This window comes from Paenibacillus sp. 453mf (genome assembly GCF_900116105.1).
GTDB classification, from domain to species: Bacteria; Bacillota; Bacilli; order Paenibacillales; family Paenibacillaceae; genus Paenibacillus; species Paenibacillus provencensis.
The window spans coordinates 2,264,895-2,283,310 of sequence record NZ_FPAC01000001.1 but is presented as its reverse complement, the minus strand read 5'-3'; the positions used below and the strand labels follow the sequence as shown (position 1 = coordinate 2,283,310).

The following is an 18,416-nucleotide window of genomic DNA, read 5'->3' as shown; positions in this document are numbered from 1 at the left end:
AATTAAATGATAATTACAACTGGCGATACGAATGCAAAGACGCTTGCGGAGCGTGCTGTTCGTCTCGCCGAGCTTACCAATTCAAGCTATGTCCAGAGAAATAAAGCTTCCCTGGCCAAGCTATCGGAACAATATGGCGATGAAGACATTATCGTGGTAGTGACAAATGGCGTTCGTTTGATTAGTCCAGGGGAGCCTGTGCTTGAATTTCATCCAAGCATGGGGTTCGTTCGGGCTAAGCGCGTATTAAAAGGAGAAAGCGATCCTATGCTGGAAGCTGCGAATTTCCAAAAGGGCGACTCTGTGCTGGACTGCACTGCAGGTCTTGGTACGGATTCGCTGGTCTTCGCAGTAGCTGCAGGAGGAGAAGGACATGTCACTGCTTGCGAGAGCTCTCATGCTTTGTACACCGTATTGCTAGAAGGTATGCGGTATTACCAGAGCGGGAACAGCTGTGTGGATGAGGCACTCAGATCAATTCAGGTGAAGCACAGTAACCATTTAGAGCTGCTTCGCAGCATGAACGACAATAGTGTCGATATCGTATATTTTGACCCGATGTTCCGTGAGCCTGTTATGGATTCGAACGCGATTCGTCCTTTGCGCAGATACGCGAATAGTGCGCCCTTGGCACTGGAGAGCATCACAGAGGCCAAGAGAGTAGCTAGAAAGACAGTCATCTTGAAAGAAAAAAGGGACAGTGGCGAATTTGCCAGACTCGGTTTTAGTGCCGTGAATCGTGCCCATTCAAAAACAGTGTACGGAGTGATTGAACTTGACAGAAATTCAAAAGTCTAAGCTGCTTGTACTGGTGGGACCTACCGCCGTAGGCAAGACAAAAATGAGCATTGAACTGGCGAAGACCTTTCAATGCGAAATTATCTCGGGAGATTCCATGCAGGTCTACAGACGGATGGACATTGGGACGGCAAAGATCAAGCCAGAGGAAATGGAAGGCATCCCTCACCATCTTATCGACATTCATGAGCCGGATTACCCATATTCTGTTGCGGAATTCCAAGAGGAGAGCCGCAGGCTGATTCGAGAGATCCATGGGCGAGGCAAGCTGCCATTTATTGTAGGAGGGACCGGTCTTTATGTAGAATCGGTATGCTATGATTTTCAATTTTCTGAAGCAGGCTCCGATGAACAATTTAGAAAAGCCCAGTTCGATTATGCGGAAGCAAATGGAGCGGAGGCGCTGCACAATAAGCTGCTTGAAGTAGATGCTGAAAGTGCAGCAAGACTTCATCCAAACGACGTACGCAGAGTGGTGCGATCCCTTGAAATATTTTACATGACCGGAGTCAAACAATCAGAGCAGCTGGCTGCTCAGAATAAGCAGTCTCCCTATGATCTCTGTATCGTCGGTTTGACAATGGATAGAGAAATGCTATATAACCGTATTGAAGACCGAATTGACGAAATGATGAGGGAAGGGCTGGTAGAGGAGGTTGCTTCACTTCTTAGCCAAGGGGTGGGTCCCGGCTCTATTTCCATGCAAGGCCTCGGTTATAAAGAGATTGCTGCATACCTGCGTGGAGAGGCACCACTGGATACAGCAGTAAGTGAACTAAAGAGGGATACGCGTCGCTTCGCCAAACGACAGCTGTCCTGGTTCCGTCATATGAAGGATATTCAATGGGTGGATATGACGGACACAGCAAATTTTTCTACGAACTTCGCTACTATACGTGATATAATAGCAGATAAGCTGAATTTGGAGCATGATTATTCTTCAAATCAATCTAATTGAACTTATTGGGGGTACGGCTAATGACCAAGTCCATCAACATCCAAGATACGTTCTTGAATCAAATGCGCAAAGAAAATATTCCAGCCACCATTTTTCTCGTCAACGGTTTTCAAATTCGCGGGACTGTCAAGGCATTTGATAATTATACCATTGTTGTCGACAGTGACGGACGCCAGCAAATGATTTACAAACATGCCATATCCACCTTTACACCACAACGGAATATTTCTCTTATGCAAAATGGCAGTGGTGAAGAATAAATTATCAATGAAACTTTTAAAGAGTCCATTTCGTTAAATACGTATAGGATTGAGGCGGAGCAACCTGTAAAGGTTGTTCTTTTACTTCTCAGGAGAAAAGTTTTCAAATTGGTTTCAAATCTACTAAAAAAGACTTAAAGACTAGCATAAAGATGCTACACCTAAAAGGGAGTCAGGAGGTACCATGTCAAACGATACACTATCTAGGTCTGGGAATCGTAAGAATAATCAAAAAGAGAAGAAACCAGGACCTAAGAAAAAGAAAAAAATATCGGGTAAACGTGTAGCTTGGACATTATTTTTTACAGCGGCTTTTGCCATCTTTGTTGCGCTTGCCGGCTATCTGTTTATTATGGTCAGCGGTGAACGGATCTTACAGGCCAACTTTGACAAAATGTCAGTAAATGAAACATCCAAGGTATATGACCGAAATGGTGAGGAGATCAGTGAGCTGTCGATTGAGAAGCGTGATCCTGTCGACGAAGAGGATATTCCTCAAATATTAAAGGATGCGTTTATAGCGACAGAGGATAAGAGGTTCTACGAACACAATGGTGTAGACCTGTGGGCGATCGGCCGGGCAGCAGTAACGGATATTATGGCCCGTTCTCTGGTTGAAGGCGGAAGTACCATCTCTCAGCAGCTTGCCAAGAACGTCTTCCTGACACGGGACAAAACGTTCTTCCGCAAAGCGACAGAGATGTCTATCGCGCTCGCGATTGAACGGAACTATTCAAAAGATGAAATTTTGACGATGTATTTAAACCGTACTTGGTTCGGGTACCAGAACTATGGTATTCAAACCGCTTCGGAGTTTTATTTCGGCAAGAGTGATCTGAATGAGCTGGAATTATGGGAAGTTGCTACGCTAGCCGCGATTCCTAAGGGTCCATCTGCTTACAATCCGGCTGGTAATCCCAACGACTCCAAGGAAAGAAGAGGGGTTGTCCTTCAGTTAATGTATGATCAAGGATACATTTCGAAGGAAGAGATGGATGAGGCGAAAGCCGTGGATTACGCTTATGAACGCCCGGAAGAGGAGAAGAAATACGTTGCTTATGTCGATTACGTGCTGAAAGAGGCGGAGCGTGTAACAGGCAAAACGACGGACGATCTGAACATCGGTGGTTATAAGATCTTTACAACGATGGCTCCTGAAGCACAAGAAGCTGTAGAAGCAGCCTTTAAGAATGACGAATTGTTCGAAGAAAGCGCATCTGATCAGAAGGTACAGGGTTCGATGGTTATCATGGATCATGCAACAGGCGGTATCGTTGCGATGCAGGGAGGCCGTGACTATCAGCGTCAAGGCTGGAACCGGGCGACAAGCAGTTATCGTCAGCCGGGCTCCGCGTTTAAGCCGATTGCTTCCTATGCACCAGCTCTTGAAACCGGTGAATTTACGGCGAATACACCGCTCAGCAATTCACAGCAGTGCTTTGGTGATTACTGTCCTCGAAATCTGCATGGTTATTCGAATACGATTGGGATGGCTGATGCCATTACGACGTCTGAGAATATTCCTGCCGTGTGGCTTCTGAATGAAATCGGTGTAAATACGGGATATGAATTTGCCGAGAAGCTGGGTATTTCTATGACGGATGGTGACCGAAATCTGTCCATGGCGCTTGGTGGCTTGGATAAAGGAACCAATACGCTTGAGATGGCTGCGGCATACAGTGCTTTTGCCAATCGTGGTCAATATCAGGAAGGTCACGCCATTACGCGAATTGAGAACAGCGATGGCAAGGTCATTTATGAATACGAGTCAGATGCTGAGCAAGTAATGAGCGAGCATACTGCGTATCAAATGACAGAGATGATGAAGGAAGTTGTCAATAGCGGTACAGGTACAAGTGCCAGTCTGGATCGTCCTGTGGCAGGTAAAACAGGAACGACACAGAGTGGTTACGAAGGAAACAGCGCAAACCGTGATGTGTGGTTTGTGGGCTACACACCTGAATATACCGCCGCAGTCTGGATGGGATATGATAATCCGGATCAGCAGCATCTTCTGAAGAACAGCAGTCGTCTTGCAGCCACATTCTTTAAGACGGTTATGGAAAAGGCGCTTGAAGGAGTGGAGCGCAAGGAATTCTTTGTGCCGGATAGTGAAATTCCAGAAGTGACCGAACCGCCAGTAGAAGAAGAGGAACCGGAAACGGATCTGACCGTTAGTGGCCTAAGTGTCTCTTATGATAAAGAGGCTCAGGCGGTATCACTTAGCTGGAGTGGTTCATCCACCGAAGGCGTGCAATACCGAATCTATCGTAAGGAGACGTCGGAAGGAAGCTTCAGTCGAATCCAGGATCAGATCTCGGGCACATCGGCAACGGATACGGGTGCGTTGCCGGGTCTGACCTATGAATATTATGTTACCGTTATTAATCCGGAGAATGGGGAAGACGCAAGTGAGTCCAACCATGTGTCACTGTTCATCGAACCGGAAGAGGAAGCCCCAGAGCCTCCTGAGCAGCCGGAAGTTCCTGAGGAACCTGGTACAGATCCGGGTCAAGGCGAAGAGAATCCGGACAACAGCGGCAATGGTAATGGAGAAGGGAACGGATCTGGTACCGGTGAAGGTAACGACTCCGGTAATGAAGGTAATGGTGAAAATGGCTCTGGCAATGGAAATGGAAATGGCGAGGGTCAAGGAGGTAACGACACTGGCAATGGTGGTAATGGTACGGAACCTCCTTCAAGCGGAGGGGAAGGTAATAACGAAGGTGGAGAATCTCCGCCTGAGGAGACCACACCTCCAACTGGTGAAATCTCACCTCCAGGTGAAGAAAGCCCTCCGACTACAACAGTTCCAGGTACAACTTCACCCTGATGTATTTTAATGAAAGGCCTGCTGTCACAACTATGGCAGCAGGTCTTTTTTTGCGTACTGGTACTGATTTATTTTGTATATACGTAAATTTTGAGTGTATAACTTAAATATGGTAAGCTGTTTTTAATAAAGCGGATATTGGATGAGTAAAGAGGGATGAGGATGAAGAGAAAATTTGGAGATAGGGCGAACTGGCGACGGATTACGAACCGGCAATTCACCTGTCGATATGTTGAGAGCGAGGAGTTTACTGGCTATTTATCCCTTTATACCATCCATGAGTTAAAGGAACCACTATGGAAAACCTATGGAGGGTATACATTCTGCACAGCGGATAAAGGGTATTCCTGGCTTCAGTATTTTCCAAAAGATGAACACTTTGTGGTGACGGCGATGTTTGATGACCAGGAACGGATAATTGAGTGGTATATTGATACTTGCCGCAGTCAGGGAGTCACAGACCAGGGGGTCCCGTGGTTTGATGACTTATATTTGGATGTTATTGTTCTCAAGGATGGAGAAGTATTTCTGCTGGACGAGGATGAACTCGACGACGCTTTGGATAAGGGGCATATTACGACCACTGATTACGAATTGTCCATGCGGACAGCACAATACTTATTGCATTCGATTGATGCACATTCGTTCCCTTATTTCCAAATGTCATTGGAACAACGTTCCACTTTGTTCGAGAATGGAGAATTCAAGGAGTGAGCTATGACATTTGAGCAAGCAAAACCTATGAATAAAAGACCAAGGGAAACGAATTTTTTTCGATATGCATTTAGAATATTAGCAGCAGTAGTGATTATTGGGTTGATCTGGGTCGTTTATGTACAGTGGAAGATTTTCAATCCGAATGAGACAACTGAAATAGCTGATCCTGTTGACGTGGGCATTGTACTGGGGGCGTCGCTGTGGGGCGACGAGCCCAGCCCGGGTCTCGCTGAACGATTGGACAAGGCACTTGAGTTATACAACGCCGGAAGCTTTCGATACTTTATCGTCACAGGTGGATTGGACAGTCCTCAGCATCGACTTACCGAGGCCGAAGGAATGCAGCGCTATCTTGTAGAGCACGGTGTGGAGGCCTCTCGTATTTTTTTGGAGAACGAAGCTACCAGTACTTACGAGAATTTGCTGTTCAGTCAGAAAATTATGACAGATGAGGGCTTAACCTCATCCATCATTATAACGCATGATTTTCACGGAATGCGATCACTTGAAATCGCCGAGTTTCTTGACTATGAAGCACCCGCAGTCTCACTTGCTGAATCCGTGGTGATGCCTTTTTTGCCAAGCCAAATTCGGGAAACGCTTGCTTATACCAAATGGAAGTTGGACGCCGCACTCCTGTTCCTTCAGTAATATTTTTTAAGGGAAACTTCTAATAACATTGAACTAACTAGAATACTTTAGATAGAGAAGTTAGCCCCTTATGGAGTTGAGGTGAGCGTTTATATGAACGGAAGAGCGATGGCAGCAGGAGAGCGGCCGGAAGGTAGACCTTCCAGGCAAATTAATGTTGTTTTGCGTAATCAGACAGAAGGCTATGGTCTGAATAAAGAGTCCATATCAGATCCGGAAGAGACTGCCGCCTCTTTGAAGAACAATCCCCAGTTTGCGATGTATCTGGATATTCAGAAGGAATTGGATCAGTTGGTGGGCCTGGAGAGTATTAAGGATTTTGTATTTGAAATTTATGCATTTCTGCAAATTGCACAGATGAGATCTGATGCGGGACTCATGAGCGGTTCTCATGTGTATCATATGGTGTTCAAAGGCAATCCCGGTACTGGCAAGACAACGGTTGCTCGTATCGTCGCCAAGCTGTTCCAGAAGATGGGGGTCTTGGCTAAAGGTCATCTCATTGAGGTGGAGAGAGCTGATCTGGTTGGCGAATATATTGGTCACACTGCTCAAAAAACAAGGGATTTGGTTAAGAAGTCATTAGGCGGCATTCTGTTTATTGATGAAGCCTACAGCCTGGCACGCGGCGGTGAGAAGGATTTTGGTAAAGAAGCAATCGATACGCTGGTTAAAGCGATGGAAGACCACAAAAATCAATTTATATTGATACTTGCCGGCTATTCAGACGAGATCGATTTCTTTATGCAGACCAATCCTGGTCTGCCGTCCAGGTTTCCGATCCAAATCGAATTTCCTGACTATTCAATTGATCAGTTGATTCAGATTTCAGAGCTTATGGCAAAGGATCGAGATTATATTTTGATGCCTCAGACCATACTCAAGTTAAAGCAGCATCTGCTTGATGAGAAGAACGAAACGTCACAAGCCTTCAGCAATGCAAGGTATGTTAGAAATTTGATTGAGAAATCAATTAGACATCAAGCGGTCCGGCTGCTAAATCAGTACTCCTCAGGAAATCCTGGCAAATTGGAGCTGATGACGCTTCGGGTCGAGGATTTGAAGCTAGACAAGAAATAAGCGATAATAGATATTCACTTACAATCCATAGGGACTGAAATTGTAGACGATACCTATATTTGAAGGAGCTTAAGAAATGACGAACTCCACACACGAGACATCCACGGAGATGAAAGATAAGGCTGTATTAGTCAGCTTAGTGACAGATGAAGTTAAGCGGTCAGGCTTAAATCCTGAGTATTCGTTAGAAGAGCTCGTTAAGCTTGCTGAAACAGCAGGTGTTGAAGTACTCAGCGTGATATCTCAGAATCGGGAGACACCGGACTCCAAATGGTTCATTGGTAAAGGAAAGGTGGAAGAGCTTCGAGCAGCAGCAGAAGAGCTTGGCGCGACTACCGCTATATTTGACCAAGAGCTGTCTGGAGCACAGGTTCGTAATCTCGAAGAAAGCCTTGATCTGAAAATTATAGATCGAACCCAGCTGATCTTGGATATTTTTGCACAGCGTGCTCATACGAGAGAGGGTATCATTCAGGTTGAGCTGGCACAGCATTCTTATCTTCTGCCAAGACTGTCTGGACACGGCAAGAACCTGTCACGTCTTGGCGGGGGAATTGGTACAAGAGGGCCCGGTGAGAGCAAGCTGGAGACGGACCGCAGACATATTCGCGGACGGATTAACGACTTGAAGCGGCAATTAGAAGAGGTAACCCGTCACCGCAAGCTACACCGGGAACGTCGTAAGAAAAGCGGAGTTATTCAAGTGGCGCTGGTTGGTTATACAAATGCCGGCAAGTCTACACTGCTTAAACAGCTGACTTATGCTGATGTTTACATTGAGAATCAGTTGTTTGCAACGCTTGACCCCACTTCCCGAACGATGGAACTGCCAAGTGGTAAAGAAATTGTGTTAACAGATACGGTTGGTTTTATACAAAACCTTCCGCATGAGCTGGTCGCTGCTTTTAGAGCGACGCTCGAAGAGGTGAATGAGGCAGATCTGATCCTGCATGTCGTTGACGCTTCTTCTACGATGAGAGAGGAACAAATGAATGTCGTTGAAGAGCTGCTGCAGGAGCTGGGTGCTTCCGATAAACCACAAATCGTGCTGTTTAATAAGAAAGACGCTTGTTCTCCGGAACAGCTGCAAATGCTTCCTACAGGCAAGGGATACAGAAAAATCAGTGCCTTTGATGAGCCAGATTTGCTAAGTATCCGTGAATTGATACAGGAGGAACTGACAGGAGATACGGTTAAGTTTAGAATTCCTGCCGATCGCGGTGATATCACCTCTGTCGTTTATCGAATCGGCGATGTGATCGAAACGGCATATGATGAGAACGATGTTATCTATGAAGTACAGGTCCAAAAAGGTGAATATGAGAAGCATGGATATTTGTTAAACGATTTTATTGATTCGTCAGATTGATGTGATTTTGTATACTAATAATGTAACGCACTAAAGTAATGTTGGTGTTAGTTTTGTGAGGAGAGAAAAACGAGAAATGGGTGTTTTTTCATCAGACATTGTTAAGCTTCAGCATATGATCGAGCACAAGATTGAATCACGGCTGCGAGAAGTAGACCTTGTCATTGACAGCAACCAATGGAAGGTAATTAATGCGTTTCAGAGACATCAAGTAAGCGACTTCCATTTTGCTGGATCTACAGGCTATGCATATAATGATCGCGGCCGAGAAGTGTTAGATGAAGTGTATGCCGACGTTTTTGGAGCGGAGGCGGCTTTGGTGCGTCCACATTTTGCATCGGGAACGCATACGATTGCCACCGCTCTTTTTGGTGTGCTAAGACCTGGAGATGAGCTCCTGTACATTACAGGCAGGCCTTACGACACGCTTCATAAGGTGATTGGCAAGCCGGATGATGGAACGGGATCACTGTATGATTTTGGTATTACATATCGTGAAACGGATTTGACTCCTGAAGGACTGGTGGACTTTGCAGCGGTAGAACAGGCCATTCATTCCAATACCAAGGTTATCGGCATTCAGCGTTCAAGAGGATATGACTGGCGCTCATCCTTTACAGTGCAGCAGATCAAAGAAATGATTGAAAAAGTAAAAGCAATCAAGCCGGATGTGATTGTATTCGTAGACAATTGTTATGGGGAATTTACGGAGGAGCAGGAGCCAACTGAGGTAGGGGCAGACCTGATTGCAGGCTCTCTGATCAAAAATCCTGGTGGAGGTATTGCTGAAACAGGGGGCTACATTTGTGGTAAAGCAAAATATGTCCAGCTGGCTGCATACCGCTTAACTGCACCCGGTATTGGGGGAGAAGTAGGTGCAATGCTGGGTACGACAAGAGGGATATATCAGGGTTTGTATCTTGCTCCATCTACCGTGGGACAAGCCGTAAAGGGTAGCATTTTTGCTTCAGCTATGTTTGAAGCAGTCGGTTTTGAAACGAAGCCGGCGTGGAATGAAATACGAACAGATCTGATTCAGGCTGTTTCCTTTAGCGGACCAGAACATCTGATTGCGTTCGTACAAGGTATTCAGCGTGCCGCCGCTGTGGACAGTCATGTCGTGCCGGAGCCATGGGATATGCCGGGTTATGAACATCCGGTTATTATGGCAGCAGGAACCTTTATTCAAGGAGGCAGTCTGGAGCTCTCCGCCGATGCGCCGATTCGTGAGCCTTATATTGGATATATGCAAGGCGGACTTACTTATTCTCATGTGAAATACGGTGTGCTCATGGCGTTACAAACGATGAAAAATCGTAATTTACTGTAAGTTTACCTAACACATCATTGACACTTAGTATCATAAAAATGTACAATGATGATATCTTAGAATACTTGGAAGGTAGATGAACGAGATGGGTGACGAAATACGCAGAAATATGGCCTTATTTCCAATTGGTATTGTGATGAAGCTTACTGATTTGTCTGCACGCCAGATCCGCTACTATGAACAGCATAATTTGATCGTACCTGCACGTACTTCGGGCAATCAAAGAATGTTTTCTTTTAATGATGTCGAACGATTGCTCGAGATTAAAGCCCTCATTGAGAAGGGTGTAAACATAGCTGGAATCAAACAAGTAATGAATCCTGTCACGAAAGAGTCAGAGGAAGCAACGATCATTACGGCGGACACAGAAGTGAAGCGCAGAGAGCTGTCAGATTCACAGCTCCACCGTTTACTTAAGCAGCAGCTGGTATCTGGCGGCAAACGCCCGGGACAGGTTTCTCTGATCCAAGGGGAGCTGTCGAGGTTCTTTAACAAGAAGTAATGTTAGTTAACGAAGGGGAGCGGGTATAAGAAAAACAGGATAGGAATGGCTTAAGAGCTCGTAATCGCTTTCTTGACATCTTATCCTTTGCCTGTGACAATGAATGAGACCCATCATTTCTTGCAGCTCTGTAGTGGCGTTATCTGCGGTATACGATTAACCTGCAATAGCAATACTTGTTGAAGCTGATACTTTTAAGAAGAAGAGGGAGAGGATATAGTGAGTTATACAAAAGATGACATTCTCCGCATAGCGAAAGAAGAAAATGTACGTTTCATTCGTTTGCAATTTACAGATTTGCTTGGAACAATCAAAAACGTTGAAATTCCCGTAAGCCAGCTGGAAAAAGCACTCGACAACAAGATGATGTTTGACGGCTCTTCCATCGAAGGCTATGTTCGTATTGAAGAATCAGATATGTACTTGTACCCGGATCTGGACACATGGGTTATTTTCCCATGGGTAACAGAGAATCGTGTTGCGCGTCTTATTTGTGATGTGTATATGCCAGATGGAACTCCGTTTGCTGGGGACCCGCGTGGCATCCTGAAGCGTGTGCTTACAGAAGCAGAGCAAATGGGCTACACTTCTATGAACGTAGGACCAGAACCCGAATTCTTCCTGTTCCGTACGGATGCCAATGGTAACCCAACGGAAGAACTGAACGACCAAGGTGGTTATTTTGACCTTGCTCCAACGGATCTTGGAGAGAACTGCCGTCGTGAGATCGTACTGACGCTCGAGGAAATGGGCTTCGAGATTGAAGCCTCTCACCATGAGGTTGCTCCAGGGCAGCATGAAATTGACTTTAAGTACGCAGACGCAATCAAGGCTGCTGACCAGATTCAAACGTTTAAGCTGGTTGTTAAGACGATTGCTCGTCAGCATGGACTGCATGCGACATTTATGCCTAAGCCGCTCTTCGGCATGAATGGTTCGGGTATGCACTGCCACCAATCTCTATTCAAAGACAATGTGAATACATTCTATGATGGATCCGATACTTTGGGTCTCAGCAAAACAGCACGCCAATACATGGCTGGTATTCTCAAGCATGCACGCGCTATGGCGGCAATTACGAATCCGACAGTGAACTCTTACAAACGTTTGGTTCCTGGTTATGAAGCGCCTTGCTATGTTGCATGGTCTGCAAGTAACCGTAGTCCGATGATCCGTATTCCGGCTTCCCGTGGGCTAAGTACTCGTGTAGAAGTACGTAATCCGGACCCTGCTGCGAATCCATATCTGGCACTGGCTGTGATGCTCAAAGCCGGACTGGACGGAATTAACCGTGAGCTGAGTCTTCCTGCTCCGATTGACCGCAATATTTACATCATGTCCGAAGAAGAGCGTATTGAAGAAGGTATTCCTTCACTCCCAGCCGACCTGAAGGAAGCATTGCATGAGCTGATCCGCAGCGAAGTTATTACTGAGGCGCTTGGTGATCATGCGCTGGCTCACTTCTATGAGCTGAAAGAGATCGAGTGGGACATGTATCGCACACAAGTACATCAATGGGAACGCGATCAATATTTGACGCTTTACTAAAACCGGAAACCCTTGGCGCTCTAAGAGCTCAAGGGTTTTTCTTTATGGGAGCATATTGTAGGATTATGAGCATACACATCTAAAGTAATACTGATGCTACGATGACCTATTCTTTCTTGTACGTATCTCAGCACCAGCTTTAAAAAGGAGTACTGCATGTGTGTTGCAAAGCATGAATGGCTATTACCAGTAAATTCGCTTTTGACTTTAATCGCGAACAATTCGGAAGATATTGCTAAATTTGATTAAAGACAAAGACTATCAAAGATCGAAGCAGCTGACTAAATGAAAGAGCCCTGTTCTCATGGACAGGGCTTTATTTCTAATTCATCCTCTTTTTAATTATTTTGAATATATAATATCTTCGTTCTTATTCTAAATTATCAATAGCGTATTGTGCTTCTTCCTCGGTGAATTTTTCCCCGTATTCTGAAATCAATTGATCATAAATAGCCGAATTTGACATACTCATAGTTTCTGCATATGTTTGTGCCTTTTTTAATGCATTTTCTTTCCAATCAAATACAATGTTATCAATAGCATATCGAGCGGCTTCTTCTGGGAAGTTTTCTCCATATTCAGAAGTCAACTGATCGTAAATTCCTGCCTTTGACATATTCATAGTTTCTGCGTATGATTCCGCTTTTATTAATGCCGCTTTATGTTCTCTAGGTATACTTTCCTCTTTTGCCGCTGCTTCTTTTTTGGCTGCTTCTTCAGTAGCTTTTGCTTCTGCTTCCTTTTTAGCTGTATCTTCAGCAGCATTTGCTTCAGCCTCTTGTGCGGCCTTCTCTTGTTCGTCTGGTTCTTCTGCTTCTTCAGTAGGAGCGTTTGAAGACGCTGTCGTAACATTTGTTTCTACGACTTCAGTAGATGTTTCATCTGATTCAGCTGTCTCGGTTTGAGTGCTTGGATCTGCAGATACCGCAACAACTACTATTATGAAAAGCACCAAGCAAGTTAAGAATCTTTTCTTAGCAAATCCATTCTTTTTGGCAACCGAAATCAAGCCTAACACTAGGTAAATAATAAATCCTACAAAACTAAACAAGCCTATAACTGCCCACATGTAGATATACCCTCCTAAAGTATCAATTCCAAACAAAACATAGTCTAACAGATATAGGAATATATATCCATATAGTTTTGCAAAATAATGCACAAAAGAAGATTACTGACTATGGAAAAGCCCTATTTTCTTGGACAGGTCTTCATTTCTATTTCATCATCTATTATCTCGGAAATAGCGGGTTACGCTTCTCACGGCCTTGGTCAGCTTAGCCACCGCAATAGTCAACCTCCTCGTAGCCCTTTAACGATAGGTAGGACTTGAGAGCCACACGGTCAGTTAATCTCAACGACCGACCGTGTGAGTTCCTTAATCTTTCTCTTCAATTTATAGCATACCGCGAAAAGGGCATGTTAATCATGAGTATGTCAAAAAAAACTAAAGCAACTTTGATAATTAGCTTACTTTCATTGGATTCAGCATTGTACAATCGTAATATTAATTATGGGGTGATTTGATGGAACGGGATGAAACTGATCCGTATTATTAACGAAAATGTGCTGACATCGGCTGAAGCAGTGGAAATGCTTGGAGGTTCAAAACAGAATCTTTCTTCCTTGATGAAGCGTCAAAAGCTTTTGCCGATTAAGGAATCTGGGTCAGTTTGTCTCTTCCTTAAATCATATGTTGAAGCGAGAAAAAAGGAAGCTGGGAATTACGTGAAAAGTATCGACCATACGAATAGTTTTAAATAGTGGGCTCTCTTGCAATTTGATATTGCATAACGTGGTAAAATTCTAACTAAAACGAAAAAGGCTTTTCTACAGGGGACAGCAACGGTTTATGCAATCGCTGAATTCTTACGTCCTTCTTTATACCGCAAAGATAGAGAAGACCCTATCTTGGTGTTTATTGATAAGGAGCTTGTTTGTAGTTGTGCGATTGAAGGATATAACAGAGTTAAGCGTTAAAGTAAAAGGAGGACATTATGTGCGCGAAGTCTGTATGTTTAAGTATGCAAATTAAGTTAGGGTTTAAAATAAAGGCCAGATTACATAATTAGAGTCTAAGTTCTAAGTTCTAAGTTCTAAGTTCGAAAGAGTGCTTACCAGTTTATCTGCAGGTAAGGCACTCTCTTTATACCAACGTGCCCCGAAACAGGATACAAACCTCAGTTGAGTAAGAGATTGTTGCAACAAAATATAAGTCAGTTGACTACAAAAAAGCAGAGGTCTTCTCGCGAAGATCTCTGCTTATTACTTACTATACAAAAAATAAAAAAATGGCTAATTAATGAAGGAAGTCACGGAACAAGCCTATGACCTTACCTAGAATTGTTACTTTCGTAAGCCGGAGAGGTTCATATGTAGGATTCTCTGGCTGCAGGCGAATATGGTCTTTCTCTTTATAGAAAGTCTTAACGGTAGCTTCGTCATCTTCAGTCATCGCGACGACGATATCTCCGTTATTCGCAGTTTGCTGCTGGCGGACGATGACATAGTCACCATTCGAAATTCCCGCTTCAATCATACTATCTCCGACAACGGACAACATAAACACTTTCTCATCACCAACATACTGCATCGGCAGTGGGAAATAATCTTCAATATTCTCTGTAGCTGTGATCGGAATACCTGCAGTAACTTTACCTACTACTGGGACGCGAGCAACCGTCTGAGTAAATTGAACTACATTATCATCATCATCTTGACCGAGCAATTCAATAGCCCGAGGCTTGGTAGGGTCTCTACGAATTAACCCCTTCTTCTCCAGACGATCCAGGTGTCCGTGAACGGTTGAACTGGAGGCTAGGCCAACAGCTTCACCAATCTCTCTTACGGACGGCGGATATCCTTTCAATCGGACTTCATTGCGTATAAACTCCAGAATGGCTAACTGTCTGCTGGATACCTTCGACATACCGTATCAACTCCACATAATAACGTTTGGGAAAATTATAGCATAGAACCTCCGTTCGTACAAACATTAGTTCTAAAAAAATGCAGAACAATTGTTCTCAAAAACTATTGCCCAAAACACATGTTCGTGTTATAGTGAGTTTATAAGAAATGAGAACAAACGTTTGGAGGTTGGAATAATGCTTAGATACAGCACTTATAACAGCATACATCCTAGAACAGATGAATCGACTAACAATACCTTGGGTGAAACGATACATATTATAATGAAGAAGAACAAACAGAGAACAATCCGCTTGATATTGATCGTGGCGATTCTGTTTCTGAGCTTGACTGGGTTCATGACTGTTTTTGCAGATGCGGGACAAGAGATGACATATGAGAAGGTTGTTGTAAATCCGGGCGATACCTTATGGGCAATCGGCACAGAATACAAACCGGAAGGTATGGATATAAGAGATTATGTGAATCAAATTCAGCGAATTAATGGGTTATCAAGCAGCGACATACAAGTGGGCCAGATGCTGAATCTCCCTTACTTTGATTGATATGTATAATTCATTCATATTATTTAACATGCTAAGGACGCGGCTTGATCTGCGTCCTTTTTCTGTTCTGTATTAAATACAGGCTATACAGGTATTTACCTTGACAACCCTTTCTAATCATGTCAAAGTTAAAGAGACTATGCATTTTGGAGGGGAACAACAGTTGGATATTGAACGTCTAGTTGCGAGGATTAATGAGCTTGCACGCAAGCAGAAGGAATCCGGGCTTACTGAAGAAGAATTGGCTGAACGGGCTGAGCTTAGAGAGATCTATTTGAATAACATCCGCAGCAACTTCCGTCAGCAGCTGGAATCCATTGAAATTGTGGATGATGTAAGCGGCGACACTTATTCAAAAGGAAAATGATTTATTAAATAGGTTAATGCTTTTGTTATAGATTGAAGGAGGATACTCATGGCGAGTTCATTTGAAAGATCGGTAAAGAAAAACCAGCAGAAAATTAATAAAGATCGTAGAAAGAGAGGCCAGCCATCCATCGGATCTGGTGTTGAACAAGAAGATGTGTTTAAAGGAAGAGCCTTTTTGTTCCCATTTGTACTTGTTGTGCTTTCATTTATGTTCCTGACCCTTAGTGGTTTGACGACAGATGGAGTAGGTACATTTGACTGGGTCGTATTCGCGCTTTATCTTGGACTGGCAATAATGTATTTTATGCGTCGACCTTATCTGAAAGTCGGCAAGAAGCGTATCAAGACGATTAAGCTAAGCAGAGAACGTTCCATGGGTGTAGAGGATATTAAGAAAATTGTGTTGGAAAAGGGATCTGTCATTGTTGAGCGCAATGGTAAAGGTGGTCCTTGGGTGTTCAGCAAATTGCTTAACCTATATGATGTAGAAGCGATGGGAGCACGACTTGTACAGTTTGCCCAAAATCATCAAATACCTGTCGAAGATAAGAGAGTAAAGTAAGAAGTCTAACATACGATACCATACATTCGGGGGAGAGAGAGAAGTATGTCAATCAAAGCAGTGCTATTCGATTTGGATGATACACTCTTATGGGATGAACGGAGTGTAGAGGAAGCTTTTTATGAAACATGTCTAATTGCATCAAATCAAACAGGAGTTGATCCTCATGAGCTGGAGACTTCTGTTCGCAATGAAGCAAGGAAGCTGTATGAATCGTATGAAACGTTTGCTTTTACAAAAATGATTGGCATTAACCCTTTTGAAGGATTATGGGCTAATTTTAACGGGAGTGACAGGGCTGAATTTAAGCAGCTCGAACAGATTGCTCCTGCGTACCGCCGAGATGCTTGGACCAAGGGTCTTCTTGCTCTAGGTATTGATCAGCCGTCACTCGGAGCGGAACTTGCAGAACATTTCGGTAAAGAGCGCCGAAGCCGTCCCTACATGTACGATGAAACAATTGAGACACTAGCTGAATTGCAAGGTAAGGTGAAGCTTCTATTACTGACAAATGGTTGTCCTTCTCTGCAGCAAGAGAAGCTAGATGGGGTTCCTGATCTTGTTCCTTTCTTTGACCACATCGTAATCTCAGGTACATTTGGCAAAGGGAAGCCGGATCCTTCAATCTTCAAGCATGCTCTGGATTTGCTGGATGTATCTCCAAATGAAGCACTGATGGTTGGTGATAAGCTGACCACTGACATTAAGGGAGCCCTTGCAGCAGGAATCAGAGCGGTTTGGATTAACCGAAATAATAAGCTGAACGAGGAAGCTTACGCTCCTGACGTAGAAATTAAGCATTTATCTGAAATCAAAGAAATGTTATAATCTCCCATATAACCGCATCTGCTGCAGAGCAGCGGCGGTTTTCTTTTTACACAGAGTTAAGGGAGGAAGCTGAAGATCTTGAAACCCTTCTTGAAATTGAACGGATCAAATCTTTACCGGCAGCGGATCTCGATGGGCTTCATTATAATAACATTATGTATTCTAATATCAGGCTGCTCATCTGATGCTTCTTCAGAGCCGGTAGTTCTCATGGAACCGATTGAAGTCAAGCTTAGTGCTTCAAGTGAAGAGATAAACCTGAACGAAACCGTACATATGGAGGCTGTGGTGACTCAACAAGCAGATGTCGTAGATGATGCAGATGAAGTGATGTTCGAGATTGCTACATTGGACGGTGTCGGCATGCAGTTTGAGGCGACAAACCAAGGAGAGGGGGTATACGTATTTGACTATCAGTTTAAAGCTGCAGGAAAATACAAAGTCACTTCCCATGTCTCAGCAAGAGGTTTCCACTCGATGCCATCAGTACAAATAGTGGTGAAAGAGTAGAGTCAATTATGAATATCAGACAAGCTAGGACAACCTCAATGAGGTTGTCCATTTTTAATGTATTCGGGGTCGGGGTAGGGAGATGCGGTCCAACCGTTTTCTTTAACAGTTAGCCGAACGGCTATGACCTCCTTGTTCTTCATTAGAGCAAAGGAATGTGGGGTATTCTCAGGAATAGCAATGACATCTCCTGCTGTTAGCTCTATATCAATATAGCCTGTTTCTTCATCAGCCTTCATGCTGAGAATACCGTTTCCTGACAGAATTGCATGCGCACCTTCATCTCCATGTGTATGCATTTCTTCGAGTTCAGCCAGCTCGGCTTCAAGGTCGGCAGTGGCATTTGACAGTGAAATGACTTCCCATTGTTGATAGCCGTGACGTCCTGCCATATCAGAAATTTCTTCTTTATAGAGGTCCAAGACCTTCTGTTGTTCTTCGTCAGACAGCAGATTGTTTTTCTTAAGCTCTGTCGGCAGCTTGGTTGAATCCCATTGCTCATAAAGCACATTATACTCTTTTAAATAATTACGAACATTCTCGACTCCGCTAATTCTTTCATTCGTGTTTCTGATCAAAATTTCTGGCATAATTATTCCCTCTTTTCTAATTGGTTTAATGAATG

At 43.9% G+C, this 18,416-nt stretch carries 20 protein-coding genes; 17 read left to right on the top strand and 3 right to left on the bottom strand.

Features of this window, described 5'->3' with window-relative positions; all coding sequences use genetic code 11:
- Positions 1-6 precede the first annotated feature (6 nt).
- The 11 genes from BM415_RS10725 to glnA all read left to right on the top strand — a co-directional run bounded on the left by BM415_RS10725 (position 7) and on the right by glnA (position 12,046).
- Positions 7-798 carry a class I SAM-dependent methyltransferase gene (locus BM415_RS10725; RefSeq protein ID WP_091157753.1) on the top strand — a complete coding sequence of 264 codons (792 nt, stop codon included), beginning with the start codon at positions 7-9 and terminating at the stop codon, positions 796-798.
- Positions 776-1,756 carry a tRNA (adenosine(37)-N6)-dimethylallyltransferase MiaA gene (miaA, locus tag BM415_RS10720; protein ID WP_091157750.1) on the top strand — a complete coding sequence of 327 codons (981 nt, stop codon included), beginning with the start codon at positions 776-778 and terminating at the stop codon, positions 1,754-1,756. The genes BM415_RS10725 and miaA overlap by 23 nt, the downstream gene beginning before the upstream one ends.
- A gap of 20 nt (positions 1,757-1,776) precedes the next feature.
- On the top strand, positions 1,777-2,016 hold the full coding sequence (gene hfq, locus BM415_RS10715) for an RNA chaperone Hfq (protein WP_047910668.1): 240 nt from the start codon (positions 1,777-1,779) through the stop codon (positions 2,014-2,016).
- Positions 2,017-2,200: 184 nt separating this feature from the next.
- A complete protein-coding gene (locus tag BM415_RS10710) occupies positions 2,201-4,849 on the top strand; it encodes a transglycosylase domain-containing protein (RefSeq protein WP_091157749.1) in 2,649 nt (882 codons plus the stop codon).
- Positions 4,850-5,011: 162 nt separating this feature from the next.
- Positions 5,012-5,563: a ribonuclease FAU-1 family protein gene (locus BM415_RS10705; RefSeq protein ID WP_091157746.1), complete on the top strand. Its 552-nt coding sequence runs from the start codon at positions 5,012-5,014 to the stop codon at positions 5,561-5,563.
- A gap of 3 nt (positions 5,564-5,566) precedes the next feature.
- A complete protein-coding gene (locus BM415_RS10700) occupies positions 5,567-6,217 on the top strand; it encodes a SanA/YdcF family protein (RefSeq protein WP_244533210.1) in 651 nt (216 codons plus the stop codon).
- Between the two features lie 93 nt (positions 6,218-6,310).
- Entirely contained in the window at positions 6,311-7,297 is a 987-nt protein-coding gene (locus BM415_RS10695; protein ID WP_091157745.1) for an AAA family ATPase, read from the top strand.
- A 76-nt stretch (positions 7,298-7,373) separates the two neighbouring features.
- Positions 7,374-8,666 carry a GTPase HflX gene (gene hflX, locus BM415_RS10690; RefSeq protein WP_091157742.1) on the top strand — a complete coding sequence of 431 codons (1,293 nt, stop codon included), beginning with the start codon at positions 7,374-7,376 and terminating at the stop codon, positions 8,664-8,666.
- A gap of 76 nt (positions 8,667-8,742) precedes the next feature.
- The gene (locus BM415_RS10685; RefSeq protein ID WP_091157741.1) at positions 8,743-9,996 is read left to right on the top strand and encodes a methionine gamma-lyase family protein; all 1,254 of its coding nucleotides are present in this window, start codon (positions 8,743-8,745) and stop codon (positions 9,994-9,996) included.
- An 85-nt stretch (positions 9,997-10,081) separates the two neighbouring features.
- A complete protein-coding gene (locus tag BM415_RS10680; RefSeq protein ID WP_047910662.1) occupies positions 10,082-10,498 on the top strand; it encodes a MerR family transcriptional regulator in 417 nt (138 codons plus the stop codon).
- A gap of 219 nt (positions 10,499-10,717) precedes the next feature.
- Positions 10,718-12,046: a type I glutamate--ammonia ligase gene (glnA, locus tag BM415_RS10675; protein ID WP_091157738.1), complete on the top strand. Its 1,329-nt coding sequence runs from the start codon at positions 10,718-10,720 to the stop codon at positions 12,044-12,046.
- A gap of 370 nt (positions 12,047-12,416) precedes the next feature.
- Here the strand turns inward: glnA and BM415_RS10670 are convergent, their stop codons facing one another.
- On the bottom strand, positions 12,417-13,115 hold the full coding sequence (locus tag BM415_RS10670; protein ID WP_091157736.1) for an Ltp family lipoprotein: 699 nt from the start codon (positions 13,113-13,115) through the stop codon (positions 12,417-12,419).
- A 467-nt stretch (positions 13,116-13,582) separates the two neighbouring features.
- Here BM415_RS10670 and BM415_RS10665 point away from each other — a divergent pair, with 467 nt between their 5' ends.
- The gene (locus BM415_RS10665; protein WP_244533209.1) at positions 13,583-13,810 is read left to right on the top strand and encodes a DNA-binding protein; all 228 of its coding nucleotides are present in this window, start codon (positions 13,583-13,585) and stop codon (positions 13,808-13,810) included.
- 535 nt (positions 13,811-14,345) lie between these two features.
- Here the strand turns inward: BM415_RS10665 and lexA are convergent.
- Positions 14,346-14,975, bottom strand: coding sequence for a transcriptional repressor LexA (lexA, locus tag BM415_RS10660; protein WP_091157734.1), 630 nt, complete (start codon positions 14,973-14,975; stop codon positions 14,346-14,348).
- A gap of 178 nt (positions 14,976-15,153) precedes the next feature.
- Here lexA and BM415_RS10655 point away from each other — a divergent pair, with 178 nt between their 5' ends.
- The 5 genes from BM415_RS10655 to BM415_RS10635 all read left to right on the top strand — a co-directional run bounded on the left by BM415_RS10655 (position 15,154) and on the right by BM415_RS10635 (position 17,791).
- Entirely contained in the window at positions 15,154-15,522 is a 369-nt protein-coding gene (locus BM415_RS10655; protein ID WP_091157731.1) for a LysM peptidoglycan-binding domain-containing protein, read from the top strand.
- A gap of 163 nt (positions 15,523-15,685) precedes the next feature.
- Positions 15,686-15,889, top strand: coding sequence for a DUF896 domain-containing protein (locus BM415_RS10650; RefSeq protein ID WP_091157729.1), 204 nt, complete (start codon positions 15,686-15,688; stop codon positions 15,887-15,889).
- Positions 15,890-15,937: 48 nt separating this feature from the next.
- Positions 15,938-16,453, top strand: a complete 516-nt coding sequence (locus BM415_RS10645; protein WP_091157726.1) for a hypothetical protein — start codon at positions 15,938-15,940, stop codon at positions 16,451-16,453.
- 45 nt (positions 16,454-16,498) lie between these two features.
- A complete protein-coding gene (locus BM415_RS10640) occupies positions 16,499-17,281 on the top strand; it encodes an HAD family hydrolase (RefSeq protein WP_091157723.1) in 783 nt (260 codons plus the stop codon).
- A gap of 78 nt (positions 17,282-17,359) precedes the next feature.
- Positions 17,360-17,791 (top strand): FixH family protein, encoded by a 432-nt coding sequence (locus tag BM415_RS10635; protein ID WP_091157720.1) that lies wholly within the window; start codon positions 17,360-17,362, stop codon positions 17,789-17,791.
- 35 nt (positions 17,792-17,826) lie between these two features.
- Here the strand turns inward: BM415_RS10635 and BM415_RS10630 are convergent, their stop codons facing one another.
- Positions 17,827-18,381 carry a cupin domain-containing protein gene (locus tag BM415_RS10630; RefSeq protein WP_091157718.1) on the bottom strand — a complete coding sequence of 185 codons (555 nt, stop codon included), beginning with the start codon at positions 18,379-18,381 and terminating at the stop codon, positions 17,827-17,829.
- Positions 18,382-18,416 lie beyond the last annotated feature (35 nt).